Genomic DNA, 26,693 nt, shown 5'->3' with positions numbered 1-26,693 from the left:
TTACCTCTCCCCTTAAATGCAATAAGTATCCAATAAACCTTATATTTATTGTTACTTAATTAATAATTTCAATAGGGATTGTTTCTATCTTTTTTCTTTACTTAAGTAGACTCTTTTTAAAATACACAAAAAGACCGTCACAGTATTGTGACGGATAAACGGGAAAATATTAATAACTAATTACAATTTTATTTATTAATTTATAATAGTGATACCGCCACTTGATCATTTTCATGATTAGTTCGTTTTACTTTTAATACTCTCAGTTGCTTTTTTAAATAGTTTCATTACCTGTTCTGCTTTGTTATTTGCCTGTTCCAACTTACTATCATTTTGTTCTTCTAATGCTTCTGAAAGTAATTGCAGAGCATCCCAGTAATTATCCATTGCCTGTTTTATCTTTTCTTGTTCAACTTCTAACCCTTTAGGTGCCTCAAGGTATTTCATATCTCTTACGTGTGTTTTTGCCATATCCAAACTCAGTTGGATTTCACTTTTCTTTGACTCATCATCCTTTACATCTGAATGTCCTATATCTTGTATCAGTCTGATAACTTCATCCATCTTATTTGTATTTCCTACGATGTCTGCTTTGTATTTATCAACGTCTGAACCACTAACTTTGTCATTTAAATCATCCTTACGATGCCCCTCTTTCGCGTGTTTCTGATTCTCTTCCTTTACCTTTTGCTCTACATCAGGGTATTTTTCGTTTATCTCATTAAATACTGTCTCCCATTTAGAAGCACCATCATCTATCCCAAACATACCGTTTTGTATGATTTCTTTTGCTTTATCCTTATCATATTTACCATCATACTGTCTAACTGCATCTTCTACTTTTATTAGGTGTTTTCTAATCTCTTCTACCCCTTCTTGTATTAAGAATTGGTAATCTTCATACTTTTTAGGTGGCTTGATTTTTTCAAAACGGTTTATATCCAAACTGATGTGACTAATTAAGGAATCTATCTCACCTATGTAGACACCCTCTTCTGTAAATAATTTATCAGTTTTCTTTTCTAGTTTTTTTAAATGATACTGGAATTCTAAGTGTAGTTCAGTCAAACGATAAGGGTAATCTTTTTCAGATACCTTTACCTTCTTTTCACCTTCTGTGTCTGATACATTTGATTTACTTTCTTTACTACGTGATTCGTCTTCCTTACCTCCCTTTTCATACTCAATTCTAGACAATGCGTTTCTTAGTTGGTTTTCAATGTGTTCATCACTATAGTGCAATTTCTTTAGGTCAGATACCATTTTATCTGCATCATAATACTTATCTACTTTTCTATACTCTGACTGTGTAAGTCCATATGTATTTAATGTACAACCTACTAGCATGAAACTAACAATTAACCCTGCTAATGCAATACCTTTGAAGGATCTATTCATATTCATTTACCCCTTTATATTTTCGTATTCTTTCTCCATCGATAGACAGTCCATTATGAAAGTTTTCATTATAAATATTGTTTGCTATTATTGTTTTACTTTCCTTACTATCTGTTTCGGCCCTAACCCTACTCATTTACCGTTTCAGTATTAGGCTTCAATTCGGATTAGCATTGCAAAAAAGGACATACCTATTCTTATAATCGTTGGCCATATATCCTTTTATTATTTTATAGTGAAATAAATAATGAATCAAAGTGATTTTGTGAAAATTATACAAAAATCCCTTAAATTATCGTTTGCCCAACAGTAGATAATCTAGGTAAAGAAAAAATACTAGAGAATATAGTAATCTAGTAGTCTCTAGTATCTTTTCATAGTATTTTAACGACTATGCAATATGGAGGGATAAAAAAAGGACCTCTTACGGAAAGATAAGAGGCCATCAAGAAGATAAAAATGTTGTATTTGAAACACGCGAGTTTCTACTTTACACTATAACATAATATATATATATAAAATATATAGATTACCATACTTATTCAAACTAATAAGGTTACGATAAATACATTATGTAAATTATCAATTTTTGACCCTTTTGGATAAAAATGAACTTTCAAATTCATGTAATCATTCCAGATTCCACACAAGATCCTGAGGTAATGGGACTGCTTGTGGAAAGTAAAACAATGCTAAGAGAAATGCAGTAAACGAACAAGCAATATGTGTATTCGAATACAAGATGTGATATAGAAAGAAGGGGTTCTTCGCTACATTGAAGGAGTTTTTTAAGTTTCTGAATATTATTATTGTTAAAAATTATTATATATATTATTATAAATAATGGTATATCAGTAAATTTTAGTATTACATCTTTTCAACTTATGAACTATGATACTTGGAGGCGTTGTTATGCATAAAAAATGGAAAATCGGGCTAATGAGTACCCTTCTTGCCTGTACAACCTTTACATCTGTTGCATTTGCAGCAGAAAAACCAGTTGATCAACCCAAATGGGAGGAATGGTTAAACGGACATGCAAAATTATTAAATGAACCAACTTCCCAAACAACGGAGGATTTATCATTTCTTAAAGAGGCCGTACAGGACAAGCGCATTGTTGTACTTGGTGAAAGTACGCATGGTGCAAAGGAAATGAATCAATCCAAAATACGTATGATTAAGTACTTACATGAGGAAATGGGATATGATGTGATTGCATTTGAAACAGGGCTTGGGGAAGCAGCAGCTGTTCAACAAAATTTTGATAACTTAACCGCTACGGAAGCGATGAAACAATCTTTATACCCTGTATGGCAAACTAAGGAACTTGAACAATTATTTACCTATATGAAAGAACAAAAAGAAAAAGGAAAGCCACTCACATTAGCTGGTTTTGATATGAATTTATTTTATAAATCTTCATTCCGCTCCTATGCAAAAGAATGGTTGCAAAAAGTAAGTCCTGAATTGGCGAGTGAATTTGATTCAGCAGTATCAGAGTTAATTGAACTAAATAAGTATTACGATAAAAAGAAAACATATCCCTATGATCAATTTAAAATGGAAATACAGCCCGTAATTAACAAATTGGAAAAGGTTAGAACATTTATTCAGAATCATAAATCTGAATTGACTCAAGTTGCCCCCCATGCTACGTATGATGTAAACTTTCTAGAGAAATCAGTTAATATACGGATTGATGCGATTAAAACACATTTAGATGCAGATATGAAAGTCAGAGGTGGTATCTCCTCACCTAACCTGACAGACTATTCTTTTTATATCCGAGATCAAAAAATGGCACAAAACTTAGCGTGGCTCACTGAAATGCAATATAAAAACAAAAAAATTATTGTGTGGGGGCATAATTATCATATTCGAAAACAAAATTCAAAAATGATATTAGACTTTACGAAGGTGCAGCAATACAATTATGTTGGCCCAAATATAATGGATTATCTTCCGCAGCGTATTAAAGACCAAATGTACACGATTGGCATATTTGCGTATAGTGGAAGCAGTTGGGATGATGGAAATAAAGAAGTTATTCCTGTACATAACGAACATGACGAACAAAGCGTTGAAAAAATCATTAGCACGGTGGGAAGTCCCCATGTTTTTGTTAACTTAAGAGGAGAAAGTAACCGACCAGAAACTTCATGGATGTTTACTCCTACTGCAGCAAGTTATTGGGGAGATAAAGAAAATGAAGAAATCATGATTCCGACAGAACAATATGATGGCATTCTATGGTTAGAAAAGACGACGCCTTCTGTACTGAAGTAAAAAATAAGAGCCTCCGATAAATTAATGAAGTGCACCCCAATTGTTAGACACAGCCTAACAATTGGAGGTGCATTTTTTATGGCTAAATTTTCTTCAAAAGAAAAAATCCAAGCGGTGAAACGATATTTAGATGGTACAGAAAGTGGAAAAACAATTGCTAAATCTATAGGAGTTAACCCTAGCGTACTTCGTGAGTGGATTAGACGATATGAGTCTTCAGGTGAAAAGGCCTTTGAAAAGTGCTATACATTCTACCCAGCCCAGTATAAACTAGATGTACTTTATTATATGAATGAACACGGGACATCTATCAGAGAAACAGCGGCACTTTTCAATATACCGTCTTATGAAACACTTCGGAAATGGAAAATAGCTTATGAAACAGGAGGATTGGATGCCCTACAATCAAAGAAAAAGGGGCGTCCAACCATGAAAGATAAAAAAATAAAACCAGTAGATGAAGGATCAATCGAAGCCTTACAAGCGGAAAATGAGCGTTTACGTATGGAAAATGCATATTTAAAAAAGTTGAATGCCTTAGTTCAAAACAAAGAAAAATCACCAAACAAGACAAAGCGCAAGTAATCTACGAGTTAAGGCATGAATTTCCTATCAAGGAGTTACTTCAACTCGCAAACATTCCACGTAGTACGTACTATTACTGGATGAAACGTTTTAATCGTCCTGATCCAAATGCGGAGGTAAAAGAACGGATTCAAGCTATTTATAATGAACACGATGGGTGTTATGGTTATCGTCGTATTCGTGATGAACTTATGAATCGTGGACACAAAGTAAATCATAAAAAAGTGTATCGCCTTATGAAAGAATTAGGGTTAAAATGTCTGGTTCGTATGAAAAAATATCGCTCTTACAAAGGGACAGTTGGGAAAATTGCGCCAAATATTTTAAATCGCAACTTCCAAGCTGAAAAACCAAATGAAAAGTGGGTTACAGATATTACGGAGTTTAAGTTATTTGGGGAGAAGTTATACCTATCACCAATGTTGGATTTATTTAATGGTGAAATTATCACGTATACAATTGGTTCAAGACCGACCTATTCCCTTGTTTCAACGATGTTGGAACAAGCTCTTTATTGTGTAACCGATCCGGATAAACTCCTCATTCACTCTGATCAAGGTTGGCACTATCAAATGAAACAATACCGTCATTCTCTTAAGAATTGTGGCATAACTCAAAGTATGTCTCGCAAAGGAAACTGTTATGACAATGCCGTTATTGAAAATTTCTTCGGTATCATGAAATCGGAATTTCTGTATCGAAAAGAATTTGAAAGTATAACACATTTCAAACAAGAATTAGCAAAGTATATAGAATACTATAATCATAAAAGAATTAAGGCAAAATTAAAGGGTATGAGCCCAGTACAATACCGGGCTCATACCCTAGAGGCTGCCTAATGAAACGACCTGTCTAACTTTCGGGGTTCACTTCATTAATGGGGGGCTCTTTTCTATTCATATTCCTTTATTCAATTACCGGATAATTTGTTAAACAACATCGACTCCTCACATCTCCCATTGTTCAAATTCAGGTTCCTTCTTATCTTAACAGTCATTATGTATACTGAAACCATATATTATACCAGTGCCGTACGTCTCACATGATTCGGATTTAGGCTCATTTGTCATTGACTTCACTTCCTATTTCATCTTATTATTCCTACCTTCTCTTTCCTCATCATTGTATATAGATTCTTCTGTACAAGAGAAAAAAGAGGCATTCTACACAAGTATGATACCTGCTATAGAATGCCTCTTTTTTCACAAATTTTTATTACGATTAAACTTTCACAATGTTACTTACTGCTAGGAGTTTACGCTTCTTTTAATCTTTCAAATGTAGACATATTAGTTCCCATCTTTGGCACAAATACTTAATGTCGTTACCTTTAGCGCCTGCTTCTCTTGGTGAGACATAAATAAGTAATCCTGTAATGTTCCTTTAAAGACCTGAACCCCGTTCGAGTATGCGATAACAGTTTTATCAAAATTTAACGATGTAAGTGTAGACATTAAGTTTTTCACTTTATTTGTTCACTCCTATTTTCCATTCAGATTTTGTAATGGTTCCGTCAAAGTTGTATGTAATCTCTAATTGGTCATAACCACTCTTATAGATATGCCTCGTACTCGTTCCATTCGGCTCAGTAGCATCTGTCCAAGGTAGGTTACTATCATCTATCTCACGAAATTTTACACCCTCCTTAGCTACTTGTAACATGTCCTTACTAGCCCATCTCGAAAGCTTCGGTTTAATTAGTTCTTTGTATGTCTCCTGCGCTTCTGAACTTCCAAGAGAATTGAGATTCGCATATGCTTTCTTTTCTCGGGTTGCATATTGCTCCTCTTTGAGTGTTTCCTCTTCAGATTTCTCTGGCTCCGTATCTTGAATTGGCGTCTCTTCCACTTTCTCAACAGGTTTTTCTTCAGCGATATCAACTTCTGCAGGTTTTTCCTTAGGTGGATTCTCAATCGCATCTAGTTTAGTCGTCAACTTAATGTAATTAGTTTCTAGTTCATCATACTCTTTGGCTAATTTCTCTGACTTTTCTCGATAAAGTTCTACTTGTGACGATAATCTATCGTTTTTTTGGTTATAACAAGATGTCAGCCCGAAGAATAGGAAAACTACTGTCCCATACTTTGCAACTGTCTTTCCTTTAATAGATTGTACTTTCTCAGCAAATGTAGATTTCTCTGATTTCATAATAGATAGTCTCCCTCACAAGTTACTCATCTATCTATTTATAATGATTTAGTTACATATAATTTCACCTGACTAGACATCAGATGTCCAGTTGACTCCCCTAGATTATTAGTCATTTTTATTTAAGAATTTAATTTATTGATATATGCATATTTTGCAACTGTTTAATCACTACAACGTATTTCTACTTAATAAGGTCTCACCACACAAAAATCAACTTAAGGTTTTAAATTATCCCCATAATGAAAATTTTCTACATCGCTAGCTTTATTTAAACCATGTTAGTTAATTTAAAGAAAACTAGAAAAGAACTTATACGCTTCTATTCTAGATATACTACTTAATAAGATAATTCTTTTGGATCCTCTGGCGGCTGATACCTGTTCTACATGTTTTAGCAATTTTTCACCTATTCCATTACCTTTAAAATCTTCATTTACAATCACATACTTTAGAACGGTATATGGTCTAAATTGATATCGAGGATCAAGACAAAAAGTCATAAATATGAAAAATAACAAAATTATAAATATCATTACTTATGTACCCTACTATATACATACTATTAATTAACCAATAATTGTCTTATAGATAATATCAGCTAAAGCACATGAAAGTATAACAAAACATTAATATAAAATATTTTATTAATTGTTATCCCATCACTATAGGATAGCTCAATTCAGATCAAATCAACTTTGATTGCTTTTTCTTTTATGGATTTTCTAGAAAAAATTTGAAATATAATACATTAAATTATATTATTATGTGTGTACATTTTTTAATTCTGAAAATTAAGAAATCAATAAGGGGGAAACAACAATGAAATTAGGAAAAATAGCATTAATTGGAGCGTTAACATTTAGTTGGTTTACTGCAGTAGAAATGAGTAAGCCTACCTCACAAGCAGCTGCAGCTTACTCAGATCCACTTAATGATGATTGGGGATTTAAAACCATTATGGATTTACAGAATTCAGAGGAAAGTACCTATCAACCTGATTGGAAGATTGGGAATTTAATAACTGGTGATACATTTTACTTAACACAGCACTTTGGTAGGGAACATTTTGGTGCACAAATGAAAATTTTTAAAGTCCACACAAATGATACCCTTGAACGGTTCCAAACAATAGAACCAGAGTTTATTCCTGGAACAGAAATTTGGCAAACCCCTATCACAGATAGCTATACAAGCGGTACTTATGTCGCTGCAATTAAATATCGTGGTGAATTCACGTATTCAAATCAATTTACAATCAATTAAGAATGTAAACACATTAGAAACAGGCACTTGAAAGAGGTTTTTTATAATTTCTCAATAACTGAAACTGCTTAACGTGGTAAAATAATAATTGGATTGGCATCCAATACCATATTACGAGGGTTCAAATCGCAAGAAGGCACCTTTAGGTGCCTTTTTTCTACCTAATAGTTGTTATCATTGCTTCCTTATCTATTTTTAGGGATCCAAACCAGAAGATATGAAACCTAAGTATTCTCAAAAAGATATTGCTAAAGTTACTGATAAATACTTTAATGTAGCTATTTCACCGAGATTGCAAATTCCGATTTCGGTGCCCCAGCGAATACAATCGTTCCGTTCTTCGGCAGTTTCACCTTGTTACTGCCACTCACGATGGTAAAGTTGACGCAAACTCCCTTCTCATCATACACCGCAAACGAACCTTTTGACGGCAACTTCACGGTAATCATTTTCTCTGCTGCCGCTTGCGGGATTGTAAACCATTTCGCATGCCCATTTTCTCCCAACGTAACTTTGGATGATTGGCCTATATCAATCGGTTTTACATTAGATTCACTTACGTATAACAACCCAGCCATCTCCATATATTCATTTCCACCTTCTGTATAGAAGTTCGTTTCCGTCGTATCACGGCCATTCATCACGGGAATTTGGAGTTGATGCATTGCGGTATTCGGACCTGTAATTTTTCTACCACCCCAATAGCCTGCTGGGCCTTCCTTGCGAGTAATTTGTGTAGTAAGCAGTTTCGGTTGAACGAGATATTGAATAGAGCTAAATTTCTCGTTTACAAGATAGAATTTAACGCCTTCCCTCTTTGCCCATGCAGCAGCGGTTTTCTTCGAGAGCACGTTGTCTTCTAGTTTCTCAGCTAAATAGTGGGTCATCACATTTTGCCCTAAACCTGGATGCGATTTATATGCGCTCTCCTTCAAATAAGTTCTTCCATTCCTCTCGGTTACGAAATTGAGCTTAGAAGTACCCTTCTCATTAATAAAGCTTCCATCAGCTGTATATACATATTTTTCTTCTCCACTAGATGGTAAGGATAGTTCTCCGTTCTTCGTAATTTCAATTTTAAAATGTGTTTCGCTATTGCCATAAAATCCTGCTTTCTTTGCTACACCTTGAGGCATTCTGACTTTGACCGGCTTGCCAAAGGATTTATTCGGCTTGATGTCCTTAATAGTACCTTTTTCTTTAAGCGTGGCGAGCAGCAATTCAGTTGCCATTAATTGATTTGTAGAGCTGCGGCCACCAGATGACAATACAGCCGCTGCTATTTTCTGTTCCGGAAGCACCACGAGTATAGCATGTTGCAGCGCCGTATCGCCGCCCTTAGCCAAAGCTTTGATCCCATATTCACTGAATGGGTATAGTTTCACACTATCCCAGCCAAGACCATAGTTAAAAATATTCTCTCCAGTCCCCGGCCACATTCCTTTTTTATATTCCTCTTGCTCCATCGCCTTAACTACCTTATCAGAGAGAATTCCTTTTCCCTGTCTCATAAATAGTTGTGAGAATCGTACCATATCTTCTGCCGTAGAAGATATGCCTCCCGTACCAATTACATTCACAGATTCAATTGGAAGTTGTCCTTGATATGCCGGAAAATATAGTCCAGCCCGATTTTCGTCTCTCCATTTGTCCTGCGGCGTTTTCGTATGATTCATCTTTAAAGGTCCTGTAAAGCTTTGATGTAGAAATTCGGTAAAGCCCATACCACTAACTCTTTCCACCAAAATTTCGGCTAACGTAAAGCCATCGTTACAGTATACCGAGAAAGCACCAGGGTCCGCCTTCAAGTTCTGATTGGATAATTGCTGCAACAAGACATCATGGGCATAGGTATCATTATCGTTAAATAAAAATGCAGTACCTAACGTAGAACCTTGTAAGCCAGAAGAGTGATTCAATAACATTCGGGGTGTAATGCGCTTGTACCGACTGTCTTTCATCTTAAAATCAGGAATATAACGAGCAACAGGAGCATCCAAATCAACTTTTCCTTGGTCGACCAATTTCATTACAGCCGCTGTTGCATACATTTTACTGACTGAACCAATCCCATATAGAGTATCTTTGGTTAGCTGCTGTCTCACTTCCATATCGTTCTTTCCAGTCTGACCCGACAAAATAAGTTTTCCATTATCAATTAGCGCATACTGCACGCTATTTGCTCCATGGGAATTTGTAAGTAGCTCCGCCTTTTCTGCTGCAATCTTCTTCAGTTCCTGACTAGCTAATTCTTCGCCAGTTACAACTGTAGTCTTACTTTCAGAAAATGCTTTTGCTCCTGTTGGTAGAATCATAGTTACCGCTAATGCAGTGGCTAACACACCAGTTAGCTTATTTTTCACCATGTAATTACCTCCTTAAATTAGTGATCGTTTTCATCATTTATCGTTTTCCAACAGAAGACTCCTTCCTCAAAAATATGAGGGTGTGAAACACCAATTTTAGGTGGGAGATGAATGTCGGTTGGCATAAGCCAACATGTTTGCTATCATTTACTTGTACAGATTGCTCTTCGAAAACTGAAGATATGATAAAACTTATCCGTTTTCCCTTTTGTCCTACTTGCTAAATTCAGCGAGTAAAATATTTTTAAAAGGATCAGGGGTATCCGCTTTAAGGCTGTTCAAATTGACGGCCAATGTATGCTTGCCTCCAAGTGTGCCCCCAGCAAAAGTTAAAAACCCCGGAATAGTTCCTCCATGTCCCCATATCGATACACCATTTGGAAGCTTCATTTTGAAAATTCCAAGCCCGGAATCGCCAAGTTCATCTGTTTCTGTAGGAACTGTTGTAAGCATTTGCTTTAGTTGCTGTTCTTTCAGTAATTTGCCCCCAAGTAAATAAGAAAAGAATTTGTTTAAATCATCAGCTGTAGAAATCATATCTCCGGCCGAGCTCCCCATACTTGGATTATAATAAGTAACATCTTTTGGCTCACTTGCTCCGTCTAATTGGATATATCCACGGGCATGTTTGGTTCCTGGAATCACGCTTGAATTTCCGGGTAAGAATGTATTCGATAATTCAAGTGGTTCAATAATTCGATTTTCAATCTCTTCCGCATAGCTGTTCCCAGTTATTTTTTCAATAAGAATCCCTAGTAATACGTACCCTGTATTTGAATACGACCAACTCTTTCCTGGAGCAAAATCTGGAGGCATGGATATTCCCATCTTTACTAATCCTTCAGCAGTATAAGATTTTTTTGTATCCATCATATTAAAATCCTTTGACCTTGTGTAATTAGCGATACCACTTGTGTGGTTCAATAATTGCCGGATAGTAATCTGTTTATCATCATATCCATTTCCTTGAATGACACCAGGCAACCATTTTTCAATAGAATCGTCTAGATTTAGGCGGTTTTCTCCTGCTAATTGAAGTACAACTGTTGCAGTGAACGTCTTTGTGACGCTGCCAATTCGAAAACGAAAATCTGTTTTCATTGGTTTCTTGTTACTCAGATCAGCTACACCAGCCGCATAACTCCATGTTTTTCCACCCTCAGAAGTTTTAGCAAGTATCCCTGGATATCCAAGTTTCAATGTATTCCGCATTGCCTCTTTGACGGAATTTCGATCTCTTTGGTGGCTTGTTTGTAACGAACTAGATACATTTTGAATGGACTCCGCTTTTACACTTGAGATTGGATTTGTATAAAACAGGGAACCCCCAGTTGTTAAAATGGCTAAACCTGTACATGTAATTTGACAGTGCTTTTTCATCAAAATATTCCTCTCCCCTATTCATATTGTATAAATGGTTTTTTACTGTTTTCAAACTAATCACATAGCTTTCATCTTAACTAATGACAAAAGGGCGATATTGAATTTGTAATCATTCTTATACCCACTATTTCACAAACGACTTTCTGACCTAAAAAATAGCCTATCTTTTTTTTCAGATGTATGTTAACTTTTGTAATCTTTCTTTCATACAAGTCTTATTAATTGATTTGTTTTCTTATATAAATATACGGTATTTATTCCTCCTCTCACTCTTCTTTACATTTTAATCATACACAATGAAAATCTCTTTTTTCTTACCTCTTCCTTACAAATTCCTTACGTTCAAAATCGCTTCTATTCCTCATGAATAATTAACTTTTAAACTCTTTCTAATATTCGAAACCACTATTTGTAATCCAATCCATATTTTATTGATACCAATGCAGTTACAGGTATGATAAAATTCATTTGAAACATTGCTTTTGGGAATGCAATTGCTATTATAATCGCAATTTATTTTCTACAAACTGGATTGGGTCTCAATCCAACTTGCGGTTTTATTCCGCAGTCCTTAACAAATTGTTAAGGACCTTTTTTGTTTATCCTTTGGTTTCGTAAAAATTCACAAGCAAGTTATTAAAATGGACATCCATACTAGTCTAATTACTATTGTTAACTGCATTTTATCAGTCTGAGCAGCAAAGTGAGTTGCTTCCGCTCTCGTTATAACTGCTTGGAGATTGTATTTTTCTGTTGCATCACCTATAACAATATCTGTTTTTTTATTACATCGATATTAGGGATAGTTCAGTGATTTTGTGAATTATAAAATATTAATTTTCTGATGAATACATTTTCTTTTTTAATACTATCACGCAGGAATTGTCCCCCTAGCTTTTGCTAGGACTTTTCTATACATATTATTAATTGCATCAAGATTATAAGCACGTTATAATTTTCACCTAATTACATATAAAAAGGTGCAGAAAATGAATAAGATAGAATTAACAAAATTAGTATTAGAAAAATCAGAACTTACATAAAAAGATGCAGCTGCAGCGACACAAGCTGTGTTAGATGCGATAACAAATGCACTAGCTACTCAAGAGAGAGTACAGATCCTTGGATTTTGTACATTTGAAGTGCGTGAATGATCTGCACGTACAGGACGTAACCCACAAACTGGTGAAGAGATGCAAATCGCTCCTTCAAAGGCACCTGCTTTTAAAGCTGGAAAAGAACTAAAGGAAGCAGTGAGATAATTATATATAGTGAAACAGGATCTGATATATGGATATCAGATCCTGTTTATTATGTAATCAATTCTAATTTATACGTTTAATTATTATTTATCTATTAATCATTTCACGGTGAGAATTAATAATAAATTCTGCTGCATATCCTCTGCACACGTGGTCTAGAGCATACATTTTTATATTTTGGTGCAAAATGAAAAGTTTCCTCTAATTCAATATTCTCTTTTTTACTTTCAAATTAAAATATTCCAAAGTAATTCTCATTAAACTGCAATTATAAATATAGGGTTCTACTTATATTTGTGATTTATATAAATAATCTGATTTATTAACTTATCTATATCTTGACTTAAACTTAGCACCTGCTGATGTCTAAATCCATATTTATCTACAAGTTTAATTAATTCTACTTTCTTGTCTTCAATTAGTTTTTGTAAGTTTCTCATCTCCATATCTATTAGAACTCCTTTTTTACGATTTAGCAGTTAAATTATAGTATAGATATAAAAATAAAGAAACTGGAACTTTTGGAAATTGAAAGAAATTTAGACGTGTCTATAATATAATAAAATTATATATATGCATAAATGCATTTAAATTCTTCCATGGTAATGTTATAATAGAATTAACCAAGAAGCATCCAACAAATTATGATTAATCACTACATTTTCTTTCAGAACTAGTCAACATATAAAAAGACACTATGTATAGTATAGTGTCTTTTTATATACTCTATAATATTAATTAAACATAAATATGTTTATGCAAATTAAATTACTAAAAAACTTTAACAAAGGGTTGTACCACATCCCTATGTAGCTAAGAAAAGAAAAATACACAAAAGGATATATCTTACTATATATGATGGAAACGACATATCCTTTTGTTAAAATCCTACTCTTATCGATTTCTGTTATCATTAAGTTTTAATTAAACTTAATACCACACTCTAATCGATCACTGTTATCCTTAGGATTTAATGTAATTGGCTTTACAATGTACTCCATTATATTCACCTCCTTTCACTGAAAGTATATTTCAACTCTCTTATTAACTAGATTGTTTAATAACCTCAGTTTCCGGTACTTTTTGTTTATCAATAGGATTTTTTATGTAATATCTATATAATCTATCTTTGATATTATATTTTAATTGATCACATTCAAAATCTTGTTTTTCTAAACTCAGTTCAGGGCACCTTCCTTTACATAGAGGCATAATATTGCATGTTTTGCATTTGTTTGGCAATTCCCAATTCATCCATTTTGTTAAGGTTTGTAACGAAGTAATGCCTTCTGCTAAATTCCCTACTCTTAATTTTTTATTTCCAACTTCATGCCAGCACTTAAATAAATCGCCGTAGGCATCCACAACAAAAGAGTTATTATCTACAGCCTGACAAACCCAACCACCACGATTTTTAGGATAAAGATTTCCCATATTGAAGCCAATCTTATCCGCGTATTCAATCAAATCTGTCTCCCATTTTGCAAACTCCCTTGTTACTAGACAGGATTCACTAATCGATTGACAAACGTCATTGTATGCCCCTACTGGAGCAAAATACACGGAAACTTTGTTGTTTAATCCTTGATTCATTAGAATAGGAAAAAGCTTATAAACATCTGCAACGTTTTCTTTTGAAACATTTACACGAATTCCGACTTGTATAATATCTTGTATTTCTTTAATATTATTTAAAATTTTATTGAAAGAACCTTGCTTATTTCTTAAGATTCTAGTCACATCATGCGTCTCTGGGCCACCATCCAATGTGATTTGTACATATTTAACGTTATTTTCTTGAACCAAATGTTCTGCAATTTTGCTATTAAGTAAATATCCATTTGAAACCATTTTAGCTCTAAATTGAATATTTTTTTCTTTGCATATTGCTAATATATACTTTGACATTCTATCTATAAGATCTTTTTTTAATAATGGTTCGCCACCATACCACGTAACAGAAAATTCAGTCTTATTCCTTAAGTTATTTTGAATGAAATTTTTCAAATCTTCTTCTTTTTGTCCCTCAATATATTCATCTACATGATTCTCATAACAATATGGACATCGAAAATTGCATTGTAATGTAGTTGCTATAGTTAAACCTAAATATTCACTTCCAAAACGACTTTTATTAGTTAAATAATGATAAACCCCGTATTCATCTAAAGAATTTTCTACTATAAAACCAGCCCTAGTCAATTCTTCTAAATGTAAATTAGGAATCTCATTATATTTTTTTCGGCTAATTTTTTTTATAGTATCCGTATACTCATCAGAAATTTTAACAAACGCCCCTGTATGGCTATTATATAGAAAATTAATATTATCTCTTTTGAAAGGTACATTAAATTGTGATACCTTATACAAAATTATTCCTCCATTCTATTCGTATCCATATTACTAAAATGATGCAATTACTTATGTCTTGTAATATTAATTTATTGTTAAAATCTATTTTTCACTAATAACTTAACACAGGTGTAGTAGCAAATGAATTGAGAATATATATACTGAATGTTTAGTATAGATATATAAACCTATTATGATAGTGTAAATATTGCATTTCTATTGGATTATGTTGCAAAATTTTTAAAAACTGCAATTGAAGAAGTTGATCCGAAAAAGAAAGAAATTTGTAACTCGAACTACAAGTGAACTCTTTTGAACAAACCAATAGTATAGTAACAGAAGTTATTCAAAAGATAGGAGATAAAAAATTAAATAGATCAATTACTTAACTACAATGACCCAACTGGACATCCATGGTATACCTCTAATGTCCTACTGTTCTAATCCTACTACAATTATGATTACAGATTTTCGTAAGAAAGCATTAGCAGTGATAATTCGAAAGCATCCTTTAATTTTGATTGAAGATAATATACATGCATTTTTGACCACGGGTATTATTTTTGATTATCAACAACCTATGTCCAATATACTTCTAGAACAAATTGTTTAGGTTTGTGAAACTTCAAATTGCATTTGTTCCGGCTTAAGAGTTGCTTATACGGTCTTCGGAGAGTCACTACGCAAGGATATTTTACAAGATATTTTTGATATCAATGTTAAAACGTCTTCAGTCGATACGGAGGTTATAACAAAGATAATCCTTTCGGGGAAGGCTGATGATATAGTTGAACAAAAGAAGCACCTAGCCCAATCTGCAAATGAAGTCTATTCAAAATATTTTCTTGGTATGATGCCTGTTGGACACCCTCTGAGCTTTTATCGTTGGCTCCCTATTCTGACTCAATTTGATGCGTTAAGATTAAAAACTGATTTAAAAAAGCTTGGTTGTTTGAATTTTTCATTCTAACCGCTTTATTAGTGGACAGACTACCCCAAATAAGTATTTACGGATTGCTCTTTCTTCTACAAACTCATTAGATGCATAAAAAATGGGATTAAAAATATTAAAACAATATCTCTATTAACAAGATACTGTACAATTATTTGAGATATGTAATGTAAACAACGTATGTATCCATCTACGTATTTCCAACTAGCGCAGATGGTATTTTTGTTAGTTCGGATACTCGACTGCCTTACTTTACACCTACTTTTTTCATTTGTATTGTAGCAGCTAAAACACCAGAACCCAACCTTATCGTATCACTAACTACCGTTAGCTTTGTTTATCATAGCCTAATTTGCGCAAGAAACAGACATGAAAATATTTTCGTTTTTTAGAAAGGCATTATGTATGTTTCTCTAAGTAGAATTTAAATATATAGAAAAATAGATTTAAATTCACTAAAATGAAGGAGATATGAAAGATTGCTGATATATTTCCAATTGTAAAAGTAGTGTTAGTAAAATTATATTGGTTCAAATCAAAGAAAAAGACACCTATACAATATAGATGTCTTTTTCTTTGATTTTATGTATTAAGAGGAATGGTCTTACTTAACTAATTGCTGTTGGATTTCCTTAATTAACAGTTTAGCCCCTTCAGGACTAAGAACGATTTGAGCATTTGCTAATGATATATTTTTTTCTGAAATATCACCAGTTATTGCACAAGCATCATTAGATTTGTATTTTTGTAAAATGATTTTTTCATCTTCTACAAATATTTCTATAGGATCTTTTTCTACAATTCCTAATGTTCTTCTTAACTCTTTCGGAAGAACAATTCGCCCTAATTCATCTACTCTTCGTGTAACACCTGTTGCTTTCATCTCATCCACCCTTTTTATTTTTTATAAATTTTCATATTTCTAGCTATTAATCTCCTATGAACAAGCAGATTACATTATGTTTGCTTGGTATCATCTGCATTTAATAGTACAATTATATATCTAAAAAGGGTTTACTAGTAGTAATTTGACTGATTGTATTGAAAATAGCCTTTATGTAGAAATAAGTAGACTATCTAGATTAGGTAATTTTTGTTGTATAAAATTAAACTGTAAAAATATAAATTGTGTGATGAACACATTTTTCTTTCTTACTACCATACAGAAATTGTCCCCCTAGCTCTTGCTAGGGATTTTTCTATGTATATATTATTAATTGCATCATAAAAATACACACGTTGTAATAGTTACTTAATTACATATGAAGATGTGCTAAAAATGAATTAGACAGAATTAACAAAAGTAGTAGCCGAAAAAATAGAACTTACACAAAAAGAGGTAGTTGCAGCAACACAGGCTGTATTAGATACGATAATAAATGTGTTAGCTAATAAAGAAAAAGTACAGATACTAGGATTCGGTACATTTGAAGTGTGTGAAAGATTTGCACGTGCAGGACGTAACCCATAAACAGGTGAAGAAATGCAAATCGCTGCTTCAAAAGAACCTACATTTGAATCTGGAAAAGAATTAAATGAGACAGTGAAATAAATGCACATAGTGAAAAGGATTTGATATTTTTATCACCCTTTTTTAATAGCCTTTTTGTTCATAAAACAAAAAAGTATCAACCAAAACATATATTAGATGATACCCCTTCGTTTATAGACATATTATTTCTTAGTACACATTATGCAAAATTTATAGAAATAATTTAGATTTTCAAATAATGTAACCAACTTGTGTCACGATAAACATTTTCTATCAAAAAAAAACTGCATAAATGCAAGTCAAATATAAATTATGGACTTTCTCTATATAAAGTCACAGAAAAAATTTCATATCAATTATGCGTCTATGCGTCTGGTGACGGAAATCTTGCAGCTTCAAAATGCGTACTATTTTCTACATTAGAAATAACTCCAGCTACACTACTTTGTGCAAAAATCTCAACTATATCCCCTGCATTTAACTGAATGATTGATGAAACAGCAACAACATTAGCAAAGTTTATTGGACCAAAAAAATCATTATCTATTGCAATTGCCGGATTGCCATTAACTCGAATTTCTACCCGCGCTCTATAGTTTGTGTTTAGATTATTGGGAATGAACGCAATAGTCCCCATAACAGAATAAACACCTCTTGTCTTTGGAATAAAAATTGATGTAGCTGGATTATACTCATTCGCTAAATCAAATTGTTCATTTTGGAATAAGACCTTAACAAATGTATTTGCTGGTAAATTTTGATTAACTGTGCTCACAGCTCTAAAAGCAGATGCTCTTACAAGATTATATTGGTTATCATCAGAACAACACTTTACTTTTACATTAACCCAAGGTTTCTCCTCATGCTTTTTATTACATTTTTCATAACCCTTACTGCTTCTATGACAATCGTGATATTTCTTTTTATAATCCTTACAATGATTACAGTAGTAATAAGACATACTAAATTCCTCCTTTTAATTTATTACTACATGCTATGTAAGATAGATTAGTAAAGTTTGGACAATCTATTACTATTTTTAATGAGATTAAAAATAGTAATATCAAAAAGTAGGTCAGTGAAACAATATAACATGTAAAGCAGAAAAACTTCATTTGAACCTATCTATATCAACACTACAAAATGCTAGAATTCCATTTCTGTTACTTTAAAACCAAGTTCATGTTATTCCCAAATCCATAGTTATCAGCTCAATTTCATATTTTCCTCTGATAAAATGGATCACGTTTCATCATTAGCCATTGTATACAAATGAATCTTTTACCGTATCATTCTTCCAATGCTTCACCTTAATAATTTTCAGCTAATCTTCTGTTTAGAATGTATCTCATAATTTTTATTGTCACCTTACATAAAAAAAGAACAATGCCCCCAAATTAAGCTTGTTCTTCTTGATTTTTCATCCGAATGCACAATACTTTATAGTTTTTCAGCTCCTTCACCACAAGTCTACGCATCTTCTTTTCAACGATGTTCTCAAAAATAACAACTGATCCATATACGGTTCTCCACCATTCGATATCCTTACTTAAATAGTTCTCCCTTTTCTAGGTCATATTATATTTATACATCTAGATTGTCATCTTTAGAATAAGTAGTTAGCTTTTGTTAGCTGTCCTTTTATAAGACTCTTGTTATACTTAAGATTCTTATAATGCAGAAATTCCTTTCTTATAAATTAAGCTCGTCACTTAAATTATAAGGCTGAGATTATATCCTATCAATTTTTTTCAGACTATTTCATATTCCATTTCTGAAAAAAGTGCTCGGCTTTACTGAAAGTGTGTGTAAAAAGAACCACCTTTTTATTTATGGCAAAATAAACTTGCTCAAACCGTACACTTTTCTGTTGGTTATAGCAAGAGTTATAACGGTGGTATTAGAAAAACACATACTTTAAGTCGTCCAACTAACTTAACAATGGATATTTATAAGATTTGTACATACTTTTTACATCAACAATTCACTGGCGAACCGATCCGCAGCGAGAACAAGAAGTAAAACTAACAAAAGTAATGGATGAAATACGCACACGGTTTGGGAAGAACAGCATATTGCGGGGGATTTCCTACACGCATAGCGCCCACAGCACGATACAGAAACACACTAATAGGGGGACACAAATCATGAACAACGCTAATATGCCAAAAGGAAGAAAAATGATCAAATGGACTCCGTTCGCAGCAATGCCTGAACAGTTTGCTGGTATTCGTGAAATCATCAAGGAGAAAAACAAAGTAACTCGGCCGATCTTAACAGATGACGAAAAAGAATTGATTGAGAACATGTTATTATGTTCCTTATTATCTGAAGAAGAAATACTAATTACATACTACGAAGACGGTTATTTACTCTCTAGTTATATGACTGTTGTTGATATTGATCCATCAAATAGTGCTGTTATATGTACTGATGCTTTTTACAACAAGATAAAACTGCAATTTTCTAATATAATAGGTGTAAAATAGAACAAATTAACGTTATCAAGTTAGGTTCATTTAAGGGAGTGTAAAAATGCAAGAGAATCAATTAACAAAGAACACAGCAGGAGTAGTTATTCATAATGATGTTAAAAAATACCCCTTTCTAAATATACCTATGATCATTAATGAGGAAGACGGAATGGTTTATGAGGTATTAAACGCTGGTTTTCACACTAATGATGCAGTAGCGATGATAACAACGGATGATTTTGCTACAACCAGAGTAAATGCACCGATTATAACCGTAAAAAACAATGATGGTAGTATTCAAGTATACCGCTTACCTTTAGAACTAGAACATTGGGTACTTTCTTGTATGCGTGCTGCTTCAGTAGAAAAAAATCCCTTTCCATGTAAAGTTGCTTTCGGTATCATTGACACTAAATTTTATGTAGAATTGGTTATTTTCCTTCTACCACTTATGTATTTTATTTTATTTTATATAGATCCGAATGAATAATCTCTGCATTCACATTGAATTTTCCAAGCACCACTCTTACTACTTCTACAAACCAAGGGGCTGCATCAGGTGAAACATATACTTTTTCAATTAATTCATCGAGATTGATCCTTATATTTTTACCTATTATACTTTCATCCTGAAATTGCTCATCATAGGCATCAATCACTGGCGCATAAACTAATCTCACTTCTTTTTCATGACTAAAAGACATCCTCTTGGTGAAAAAAGGCTCAATAAAGCTATTATTTAAGTTTTTATATTTGGCAGGATCTATATAATTCACCTTTCCAATGAAAATTTCTTCTTCACATGCATCCAAACTTTTTTTAAGTCTATTAAAAGTAGTTTGGATTGCTATTCCCTCTTCATTCTTTAAATATAAATCCCACATTGCTGCGGATTCATACTCATTCAAGTGCCAACAATTCACAAAAACATTCTTTTTATCTCTCTCAGAACGATCATATACACTTTTCAATACTTGTTCCACTATACTTCTTGAATGTTTTTTGAAGTTCTCACTATTATGATTGTCTATAAGTTCCTCTATTGTATTATAGGCATCCTCCTCACTATATCCATATATCTTCCCTTCATATACATCTTTGAATTGATCAGAGCTAGGGAAATATAATGTACTAGTGGATAGCAAACTAACTAATTTTGTGAAATCCATATAACGCCATAATTTAGCATCATCATTTATATCTGAATTAATATCTTCATCTTTTACAAACAAAAAAGCACTCCCTCTCTTTTCTCTCTATAAAATAACATAAAAAAATTAAATCTATTATACTCTAGAAACATAGCGCTATGCCCATCAAAATCATTTCAACATATTTCTTCTATTATATAAGACATCAATCTTCTGTAATATTTTTAGGGAACAGTACACTCATTGCTTCAACTGTTAAAATCCAATCTCCCCTTTGTTTATCTTCAGGTTTATAGTATTTCATTTTCCCCTCTTCAATTAATCTACCCACTAAACCCTCCTTTTTAGCTCTTCTTAATTTCATCCGCAGCGCATCTTGTGTTATTCCCCACCGGTCACATGCTTCTCTTGATGTCATAATTTCATTTAGCATAAATAACATCCCTACCACCTCCAGTTACTTATAAGTAACACTTAATCTAAGTATACGTTACTTGTAAGTAACATACAAACTAAAATAAAGAACCCTTTTAATAAGAGAGTTTATGTGATAAGAACCATAATCTTGCCATTTCGGCAAGGTTATGGTTCTTTTGGTTTGTGGCAAACTTATGGTTCAAAAATAGGGCATATCTAATTCTTTGTATGAAATTCACTTGAAATTTTTAATGACCATTTTTATCTTGATAAATCTTGATATTCCATGTAGGATAAAAAGCTATAGTATATTTTATTATAAAAATAGAGGTGAATCAGTATGTATTTGGCTCCATTATTTGAAAACGATGTACCAGTATCACTTTTCCGCTCTTAATAGAGAGAAAGTGATTACATCTCTCCGTTAGGGGCTTTATAGACCTAAACAAAAAGCGGAGGGTACAAAAAATGAAAAATACCTTATTAGGTTCGTTATATTTAATTTTAGCTTCCAGTATTTGGGGTGGCATGTATGTTGTTGTTAAAGTTTTGGTATCGGTCATTCCACCATTGGAACTTGTATGGCTACGTTATTTATTAGCTATTGTTGCACTTCTTATTATTGGATTTGTAACAAAACAAAAATGGCGCATTGAAAAGCGTTATTTTTTAATAATCATAGCAATTGGAGTTATTGGTTATGCTATTTCGATTGTTACTCAAGAAACGGGTACAATGCTATCTTCAGCACAGATGGGAGCCGTTATAACTTCTTCAACACCAGCGTTTATGGTGTTGTTTGCGTGGTTACTCCTAAAAGAACGATTGACTTTTAAAAAGGGTATATCTGTTTGTTTAGCGACAATTGGAGTAATTATTATCGTCGGAATTGGTGACTTGAATACGTCAAGTATGCTTGGTGGTATTTCTCTTCTTATTGCAGCTTTAACATGGGCACTTATGTCTGTTCTTGTAAAACGTTTGCCAAGTGATTATTCACAAATTGTGGTAACCACTTATTCCACCTTGGTAGCTCTTATTGTGTTAACTCCTTTTGTTTTACCAAGGTTACATGCAATTGATGTCTCTCAACTAACTCGTCCAACTATTTGGGGAGGACTCTTATATTTAGGTATTATCTCAACAGCCGTTGCGTTTTTACTTTGGAATCGAGGATTACAAATGCTTAATGCTTCAAGTGGGGGATTATTTTTCTTCTTTCAACCTGTTGTTGGAACATTACTTGGATGGCTTATTCTTGGAGAAAAGATCGGTGTAACGTTTTGGGTAGGTTCTATCTTAATTCTGATAGGAGTTCTATTAGTTATTAGAGAGAAACAAGATTAATTAAAGATTACTTCGTTAATAAATCATTGTGTGTAAAATGATAATTTTTTAGGAGGAATAAATATGGCAACTTTTGATCATTTCCAAAAATTAGACATGCGTGTGGGAGAGATTATCCGTGCAGAAGAATTTCCTAAGGCGAGAAAACCAGCATATAAGCTTTGGGTTGATTTTGGTGATGAAATAGGAATTAAACAAAGCAGTGCGCAAATAACTGATTGTTATGAGCTATCCGATCTTATTGGTAAACAAGTATTAGGTGTAGTGAATTTCCCACCAATAAGGGTTGCTGGTTTTAGTTCGGAAGTATTAGTGATGGGTGTTTATTCAGAACAAGGTGTTGTACTGATAGAACCTCAACAAAAAGTAAAAAAAGGAGACCAATTGGGATAAATAACTGTCACATTTATGTGTGGTTAACATGACGTCTCGGTAAATAACAAATAAAATGGACAAACTCGTACCTACTTGAGTTTGTCCATTTTGTTCTTTTAATTTGCTTATAAATGGAGATTGATTTAAACTCCTTTAGATTCCTTAATTAAAAGAGAAAAATATCATTCCTTTATTTTAAAGTCGAAGTTACTATTATTTTTTAGGCAAGCTTATGGGTTAATAATTAATCCTCGGCAAAGTTATGCTTCTTTTAGCGGCAACTTTATGGGGAAAGTCACACCTAGAGATAAATTTACTGTTATTACTGCAAATTCTTATGGCTCTATTTTGTTTGCGGCAAACTTATAGGTAAAGTCACACATATGAAAATCAAGTAATCAAACGCCTAGTCGCTTTTATAAAATCAGAATATTCAGTTTTTTATTTTTCAACAACAACAACGCCTTGAAAATCCGTTAACATGGTAAGATTATGGAAATATATACTAATAGAATGAGGGGATTAAATATGAATGTGCAAACTGTCTCCAAAGGAGAAATAACAAATCTACTAAACAATTGGTATCAATCCATCATTTCACAACATGTACTAAAATCTACAAATTACAAGAAAGAAATTGATAGTAAGATCCATCAAATCGAAGAAGATCAAAATATACTTATCTATTATTCATTACTAGATTTCAGATATAAGTTACTTACCCATGACGTTAATAACTATAAAGATAGTTTAGAAAAGATAAATCGTATACCTGATCAAGCAGATGTCTTCCTGAAATACTATCATTGTTTTTTTAAAGCAATTTATTCAATCAACATGGGAGATTATACTTCTGCTAAAGAACAATACGAAGAAGCTGAAACATTATTAAAAGATATTCCAGATGAACTCGAAATAGCTGAATTTAATTATATGTTTGGTTCTTTCCACTATCATATTTATCAGCCACTACCAGCAATCAAATATGCTACAAAGGCAAAGGAATTATTTTCAAAGCATGCAGGTTATGAAATCAAAGTTGCAGCTTGTAATAACACACTAGGACTTGCTTGCACTTCCCTCGGCCAGTATGAAAGTGCAGAAGAACATTTCCTTGCAGCTTTAAGTACATTCAACAAACACGACGAGGATAAACTATCAGCAAAAGTGAAACATAATTTAGGGTTATTGTATGCAGATCAAAACCTTTCCGAACTAGCAATTAAATACCTAAATAGCTCACTTGTAAATAACCAAAAAACATTGTTCTTATTAGCGCAGGAATATTTCAAATTAAATAATCAAAATGCTGTCAGATTACATATTGAAAACGGGTTAAAAATCGCAAATGAAGAGTATACTCATCATTTCAATATTCTAAAAGGATTAAATGACAATATAAGTACAAATGAATTGGAAGACATCATTTTGGCAGGAATTTGTTATTTTAAGAAAGAAGAGTTATGGAAATACGTAAAAGATTATTCCGCTATTTTAGGCAATAAGTTTTACGAATTAAAATCATATGAAAAAGCTAGTACGTATCTACATATGACGAACGAAGCTGATAAAAAGGCTTCAGAGAAAGGAGCTTTAAAATAATGAAAAAATCTCTATTGATTTTTGCTATTGTCACAGGTTTTTTATCTTTCAGCTTCAGTAACACTACAAATTTACAATCTGTATCAAAAGAAAAAGTAGATTTTGTTCAATATGCACATGGTGAAACTATTTAAGAAAATGAAGTACTAAAAAGTTATGTCATTACCCCTTTACAATGCATAACACAAATAATTATTAACAAAATAAAAAGAACCCTACTATCAAGGGTTCTTTTTATTTTCGCTTATTAGAAAACAAGTTTCCCAACCGCCTTTATTGATTAATTTTAGTAAGTAGCAATCCTATATGTTCCGTATTATCCAGTTCTAATCACCTATTTTCTCAATATGTATGTTTAATAAATGTGTTAAAATTATACAATAATCCAGTTTTAACATCTGAGAGGAAAGGTGATGGATATGAATAAAAATTATTTATGGATAGCAATAATTCTAAGCTTTCTAATTGTCGCTCCATTTAGTTGGTATTTCGGTACTCCCTCCTTATTTGTAGCATTAATAAGAATGATTACTGAATTCGCCCTTTACTTTATAGGAATATTATCAGTACTGTATTTTATACAATATTTAAGACAAAGATCCGAACACGAAAAGCAAATCATTGAACTCTTACAGAAAATCACCGAGAAGCAAACAAAGAATAACTTATAGTTAGAAAGTAACAAAAAGAGAACCCTTTCAGAGTTCTCTTTTCTTTTATACTAAATCTCTTATATATTTGAATCCTCCCAGGCACTACCACCTGCTACTCGAATATATAGCCATTGGTGTGTATCCCCACCTCTTGAATCAGTGTATTTAAATGAAATTCCGCCGTAAGCTTCATAACCTGGCTTTTGCCATTGTCTAAATACTCCCCAATCCTCTTTCGTATATCCTCCACCAGGAGCTTTTATATCCCAACCATAAACTCTATCGAGTTTATCGTATGCTCCTTGATGATGGCAATAATCAGCATAGTAGTAAACAGTGAAAGCAGAATATGCGTTTCGATATACTTTAGCTCCTTGCACACAAGCATACCCTGAACCCCTTTGCCAGCTACCGCCTGTGATGCTACCTTGTGGTCCGGTTATTCCTTTTAACTGTTCAGCTTTAATAGGATGAACTTCATTTCCCTTTTCATCAAAAAATTTCGCTTGACTATAATCGATTCCAGTTTCTTCTTTTGATCCGTCAGGATAAGTCGTTAAGGTAGTTGACTCATTTATTATCTCTTTTTTCCTAATGCTTTCTTTTCAGGATTAATATTATCTAACTTCTCTCCGACATTCACCTTTTCTATTAAATTTTTTTGAACTTTTGGATCGCTGTAATTTTCTTTAATACTTTGGATTTGCCCCTCTTTTTGAGCCAATTCAATTTTTTCACTATCTTTCTTAACCTCTGTTGTACTTGCAAATGACGAAGGTGCAAATGTACCAATAGTTAAAGATAACGTGAATATTCCTGCTGCAATTTCACTCCCTAATTTCATATTTCTTCCTCCCCATCCCTATTTTTATTAAAAAACCAAATACTACCATAAACATATACCTTTTTACTTTATTTGGGAACTCGCGTGGATTTGATAAATAATATTCAAAATTTTAAGTTAATTATAAGAGTTTATTTTTTGGTAGTTTACTATTATTTAACTAAAGAAAACTTTCCCGAAAGGTACAACTTTTAAAACATGTTTAATGTTCATTTAGTGAAAACGAGTTTTACAAATGTATGAAAATAGCAAACACCCTTCTAGCCACTTTATATTTTTCTACATATACCAAAGCACCTAAACATAAAAAAAATCTCTCAGGCAATCCGAGAGATTT

The 26,693-nt window shown here is 32.9% G+C and carries 23 protein-coding genes and 4 pseudogenes; 13 read left to right on the top strand and 14 right to left on the bottom strand.

What is annotated here, in order from left to right; genetic code table 11:
* Positions 1 to 237 precede the first annotated feature (237 nt).
* Positions 238 to 1,404, bottom strand: coding sequence for a DUF7018 domain-containing (lipo)protein (locus MHI26_RS29085; RefSeq protein WP_061667873.1), 1,167 nt, complete (start codon positions 1,402 to 1,404; stop codon positions 238 to 240).
* A gap of 906 nt (positions 1,405 to 2,310) precedes the next feature.
* On the opposite strand from MHI26_RS29085, the gene MHI26_RS29080 reads away from it, so the two are divergent.
* The gene (locus MHI26_RS29080) at positions 2,311 to 3,687 is read left to right on the top strand and encodes an erythromycin esterase family protein (RefSeq protein ID WP_061667872.1); all 1,377 of its coding nucleotides are present in this window, start codon (positions 2,311 to 2,313) and stop codon (positions 3,685 to 3,687) included.
* A gap of 78 nt (positions 3,688 to 3,765) precedes the next feature.
* Positions 3,766 to 5,111, top strand: a protein-coding gene (locus MHI26_RS29075; protein ID WP_098316879.1) for an IS3-like element ISBth10 family transposase whose coding sequence is annotated in 2 segments (ribosomal slippage) — positions 3,766 to 4,207 and positions 4,207 to 5,111 — 1,347 coding nt in all. Because the reading frame shifts where the segments join, the coding sequence is not laid out codon by codon here.
* 450 nt (positions 5,112 to 5,561) lie between these two features.
* Here MHI26_RS29075 and MHI26_RS29070 read toward each other — a convergent pair.
* The 3 genes and pseudogenes from MHI26_RS29070 to MHI26_RS29060 all read right to left on the bottom strand — a co-directional run.
* Positions 5,562 to 5,738, bottom strand: coding sequence for a hypothetical protein (locus MHI26_RS29070; RefSeq protein ID WP_153600683.1), 177 nt, complete (start codon positions 5,736 to 5,738; stop codon positions 5,562 to 5,564).
* A 1-nt stretch (position 5,739) separates the two neighbouring features.
* A complete protein-coding gene (locus MHI26_RS29065; RefSeq protein WP_061665950.1) occupies positions 5,740 to 6,420 on the bottom strand; it encodes a hypothetical protein in 681 nt (226 codons plus the stop codon).
* A 290-nt stretch (positions 6,421 to 6,710) separates the two neighbouring features.
* Positions 6,711 to 6,929 (bottom strand): annotated as a pseudogene (locus tag MHI26_RS29060) (GNAT family N-acetyltransferase); the annotation flags it as partial.
* Between the two features lie 313 nt (positions 6,930 to 7,242).
* Here MHI26_RS29060 and MHI26_RS29055 point away from each other — a divergent pair.
* Positions 7,243 to 7,686 (top strand): DUF5065 family protein, encoded by a 444-nt coding sequence (locus MHI26_RS29055; RefSeq protein WP_098291765.1) that lies wholly within the window; start codon positions 7,243 to 7,245, stop codon positions 7,684 to 7,686.
* A gap of 278 nt (positions 7,687 to 7,964) precedes the next feature.
* On the opposite strand, the gene MHI26_RS29050 is transcribed toward MHI26_RS29055, so the two are convergent.
* Together MHI26_RS29050 and MHI26_RS29045 are read right to left on the bottom strand one after the other, a co-directional pair.
* Complete coding sequence (locus tag MHI26_RS29050) at positions 7,965 to 10,049, bottom strand: serine hydrolase domain-containing protein (RefSeq protein ID WP_061667320.1); 2,085 nt, start codon at positions 10,047 to 10,049, stop codon at positions 7,965 to 7,967.
* Between the two features lie 216 nt (positions 10,050 to 10,265).
* Positions 10,266 to 11,432, bottom strand: coding sequence for a serine hydrolase domain-containing protein (locus MHI26_RS29045; protein ID WP_061667303.1), 1,167 nt, complete (start codon positions 11,430 to 11,432; stop codon positions 10,266 to 10,268).
* A 992-nt stretch (positions 11,433 to 12,424) separates the two neighbouring features.
* Between MHI26_RS29045 and MHI26_RS29040 the strand changes: the two are divergent.
* Positions 12,425 to 12,697 (top strand): annotated as a pseudogene (locus tag MHI26_RS29040) (HU family DNA-binding protein).
* A 284-nt stretch (positions 12,698 to 12,981) separates the two neighbouring features.
* Here MHI26_RS29040 and MHI26_RS29035 read toward each other — a convergent pair.
* Together MHI26_RS29035 and MHI26_RS29030 are read right to left on the bottom strand one after the other, a co-directional pair.
* Entirely contained in the window at positions 12,982 to 13,143 is a 162-nt protein-coding gene (locus tag MHI26_RS29035) for an aspartyl-phosphate phosphatase Spo0E family protein (RefSeq protein ID WP_061667301.1), read from the bottom strand.
* Positions 13,144 to 13,741: 598 nt separating this feature from the next.
* Positions 13,742 to 15,067, bottom strand: coding sequence for a radical SAM/SPASM domain-containing protein (locus tag MHI26_RS29030; protein ID WP_061667299.1), 1,326 nt, complete (start codon positions 15,065 to 15,067; stop codon positions 13,742 to 13,744).
* Between the two features lie 376 nt (positions 15,068 to 15,443).
* On the opposite strand from MHI26_RS29030, the gene MHI26_RS29025 reads away from it, so the two are divergent.
* Complete coding sequence (locus tag MHI26_RS29025) at positions 15,444 to 15,662, top strand: hypothetical protein (protein ID WP_340994741.1); 219 nt, start codon at positions 15,444 to 15,446, stop codon at positions 15,660 to 15,662.
* A 943-nt stretch (positions 15,663 to 16,605) separates the two neighbouring features.
* Here the strand turns inward: MHI26_RS29025 and MHI26_RS29020 are convergent.
* Positions 16,606 to 16,884 (bottom strand): AbrB/MazE/SpoVT family DNA-binding domain-containing protein, encoded by a 279-nt coding sequence (locus MHI26_RS29020; RefSeq protein WP_061667298.1) that lies wholly within the window; start codon positions 16,882 to 16,884, stop codon positions 16,606 to 16,608.
* Positions 16,885 to 17,319: 435 nt separating this feature from the next.
* Here MHI26_RS29020 and MHI26_RS29015 point away from each other — a divergent pair.
* A pseudogene (locus tag MHI26_RS29015) lies at positions 17,320 to 17,553 on the top strand (HU family DNA-binding protein).
* A 304-nt stretch (positions 17,554 to 17,857) separates the two neighbouring features.
* On the opposite strand, the gene MHI26_RS29010 reads toward MHI26_RS29015, so the two are convergent.
* A complete protein-coding gene (locus MHI26_RS29010) occupies positions 17,858 to 18,454 on the bottom strand; it encodes an ABC transporter permease (protein WP_061667297.1) in 597 nt (198 codons plus the stop codon).
* 875 nt (positions 18,455 to 19,329) lie between these two features.
* On the opposite strand from MHI26_RS29010, the pseudogene MHI26_RS29005 reads away from it, so the two are divergent.
* The 3 genes and pseudogenes from MHI26_RS29005 to MHI26_RS28995 form a co-directional block, all read left to right on the top strand.
* Positions 19,330 to 19,644: pseudogene (locus MHI26_RS29005) on the top strand (DinB/UmuC family translesion DNA polymerase); the annotation flags it as partial.
* Positions 19,641 to 19,982 carry a YolD-like family protein gene (locus MHI26_RS29000; protein ID WP_061667988.1) on the top strand — a complete coding sequence of 114 codons (342 nt, stop codon included), beginning with the start codon at positions 19,641 to 19,643 and terminating at the stop codon, positions 19,980 to 19,982. The pseudogene MHI26_RS29005 and the gene MHI26_RS29000, both read left to right, overlap by 4 nt.
* A gap of 46 nt (positions 19,983 to 20,028) precedes the next feature.
* The gene (locus MHI26_RS28995) at positions 20,029 to 20,457 is read left to right on the top strand and encodes a hypothetical protein (RefSeq protein WP_061667987.1); all 429 of its coding nucleotides are present in this window, start codon (positions 20,029 to 20,031) and stop codon (positions 20,455 to 20,457) included.
* Here the strand turns inward: MHI26_RS28995 and MHI26_RS28990 are convergent.
* Both MHI26_RS28990 and MHI26_RS28985 read right to left on the bottom strand, forming a co-directional pair.
* Positions 20,426 to 21,199, bottom strand: coding sequence for a DUF2971 domain-containing protein (locus MHI26_RS28990; RefSeq protein ID WP_061667986.1), 774 nt, complete (start codon positions 21,197 to 21,199; stop codon positions 20,426 to 20,428). The two genes, MHI26_RS28995 and MHI26_RS28990, sit on opposite strands and share 32 nt — an antisense overlap.
* Before the next feature lie 124 nt (positions 21,200 to 21,323).
* Entirely contained in the window at positions 21,324 to 21,560 is a 237-nt protein-coding gene (locus tag MHI26_RS28985) for a helix-turn-helix domain-containing protein (protein WP_061667985.1), read from the bottom strand.
* A 443-nt stretch (positions 21,561 to 22,003) separates the two neighbouring features.
* Here MHI26_RS28985 and MHI26_RS28980 point away from each other — a divergent pair, with 443 nt between their 5' ends.
* From MHI26_RS28980 to MHI26_RS28965, 4 genes are all read left to right on the top strand, one after another.
* Positions 22,004 to 22,882: a DMT family transporter gene (locus MHI26_RS28980; protein WP_061667984.1), complete on the top strand. Its 879-nt coding sequence runs from the start codon at positions 22,004 to 22,006 to the stop codon at positions 22,880 to 22,882.
* A 63-nt stretch (positions 22,883 to 22,945) separates the two neighbouring features.
* A complete protein-coding gene (locus MHI26_RS28975; protein WP_061667983.1) occupies positions 22,946 to 23,275 on the top strand; it encodes a tRNA-binding protein in 330 nt (109 codons plus the stop codon).
* 510 nt (positions 23,276 to 23,785) lie between these two features.
* Complete coding sequence (locus tag MHI26_RS28970) at positions 23,786 to 24,859, top strand: Rap family tetratricopeptide repeat protein (RefSeq protein WP_061667982.1); 1,074 nt, start codon at positions 23,786 to 23,788, stop codon at positions 24,857 to 24,859.
* The gene (locus MHI26_RS28965; RefSeq protein WP_000749282.1) at positions 24,859 to 24,993 is read left to right on the top strand and encodes a hypothetical protein; all 135 of its coding nucleotides are present in this window, start codon (positions 24,859 to 24,861) and stop codon (positions 24,991 to 24,993) included. Before MHI26_RS28970 ends, MHI26_RS28965 begins: the two co-directional genes overlap by 1 nt.
* Positions 24,994 to 25,589: 596 nt before the next feature.
* Here the strand turns inward: MHI26_RS28965 and MHI26_RS28960 are convergent.
* Together MHI26_RS28960 and MHI26_RS28955 are read right to left on the bottom strand one after the other, a co-directional pair.
* Positions 25,590 to 25,892 carry a hypothetical protein gene (locus MHI26_RS28960; RefSeq protein ID WP_340809264.1) on the bottom strand — a complete coding sequence of 101 codons (303 nt, stop codon included), beginning with the start codon at positions 25,890 to 25,892 and terminating at the stop codon, positions 25,590 to 25,592.
* 197 nt (positions 25,893 to 26,089) lie between these two features.
* The gene (locus MHI26_RS28955) at positions 26,090 to 26,356 is read right to left on the bottom strand and encodes a hypothetical protein (RefSeq protein ID WP_340809263.1); all 267 of its coding nucleotides are present in this window, start codon (positions 26,354 to 26,356) and stop codon (positions 26,090 to 26,092) included.
* Positions 26,357 to 26,693 lie beyond the last annotated feature (337 nt).

Source organism: Bacillus sp. FSL K6-1218 (assembly GCF_038006445.1).
Lineage (GTDB): Bacteria > Bacillota > Bacilli > Bacillales > Bacillaceae_G > Bacillus_A > Bacillus_A thuringiensis_S.
The sequence above is the reverse complement of the archived record's forward strand: the minus strand, read 5'-3'. Positions and strand labels throughout refer to the sequence as shown.

Coding starts and splice junctions, on each gene's coding strand:
- MHI26_RS29085 (WP_061667873.1), bottom strand. CDS start 1,404: ATGAATATGAATAGATCCTTCAAAGGTATTGCATTAGCAGGGTTAATT.
- MHI26_RS29080 (WP_061667872.1), top strand. CDS start 2,311: ATGCATAAAAAATGGAAAATCGGGCTAATGAGTACCCTTCTTGCCTGT.
- MHI26_RS29065 (WP_061665950.1), bottom strand. CDS start 6,420: ATGAAATCAGAGAAATCTACATTTGCTGAGAAAGTACAATCTATTAAA.
- MHI26_RS29055 (WP_098291765.1), top strand. CDS start 7,243: ATGAAATTAGGAAAAATAGCATTAATTGGAGCGTTAACATTTAGTTGG.
- MHI26_RS29045 (WP_061667303.1), bottom strand. CDS start 11,432: ATGAAAAAGCACTGTCAAATTACATGTACAGGTTTAGCCATTTTAACA.
- MHI26_RS29035 (WP_061667301.1), bottom strand. CDS start 13,143: ATGGAGATGAGAAACTTACAAAAACTAATTGAAGACAAGAAAGTAGAA.
- MHI26_RS29025 (WP_340994741.1), top strand. CDS start 15,444: ATGACCCAACTGGACATCCATGGTATACCTCTAATGTCCTACTGTTCT.
- MHI26_RS29020 (WP_061667298.1), bottom strand. CDS start 16,884: ATGAAAGCAACAGGTGTTACACGAAGAGTAGATGAATTAGGGCGAATT.
- MHI26_RS29010 (WP_061667297.1), bottom strand. CDS start 18,454: ATGTCTTATTACTACTGTAATCATTGTAAGGATTATAAAAAGAAATAT.
- MHI26_RS29000 (WP_061667988.1), top strand. CDS start 19,641: ATGAACAACGCTAATATGCCAAAAGGAAGAAAAATGATCAAATGGACT.
- MHI26_RS28995 (WP_061667987.1), top strand. CDS start 20,029: ATGCAAGAGAATCAATTAACAAAGAACACAGCAGGAGTAGTTATTCAT.
- MHI26_RS28985 (WP_061667985.1), bottom strand. CDS start 21,560: ATGTTATTTATGCTAAATGAAATTATGACATCAAGAGAAGCATGTGAC.
- MHI26_RS28980 (WP_061667984.1), top strand. CDS start 22,004: ATGAAAAATACCTTATTAGGTTCGTTATATTTAATTTTAGCTTCCAGT.
- MHI26_RS28975 (WP_061667983.1), top strand. CDS start 22,946: ATGGCAACTTTTGATCATTTCCAAAAATTAGACATGCGTGTGGGAGAG.
- MHI26_RS28970 (WP_061667982.1), top strand. CDS start 23,786: ATGAATGTGCAAACTGTCTCCAAAGGAGAAATAACAAATCTACTAAAC.
- MHI26_RS28965 (WP_000749282.1), top strand. CDS start 24,859: ATGAAAAAATCTCTATTGATTTTTGCTATTGTCACAGGTTTTTTATCT.
- MHI26_RS28955 (WP_340809263.1), bottom strand. CDS start 26,356: ATGAAATTAGGGAGTGAAATTGCAGCAGGAATATTCACGTTATCTTTA.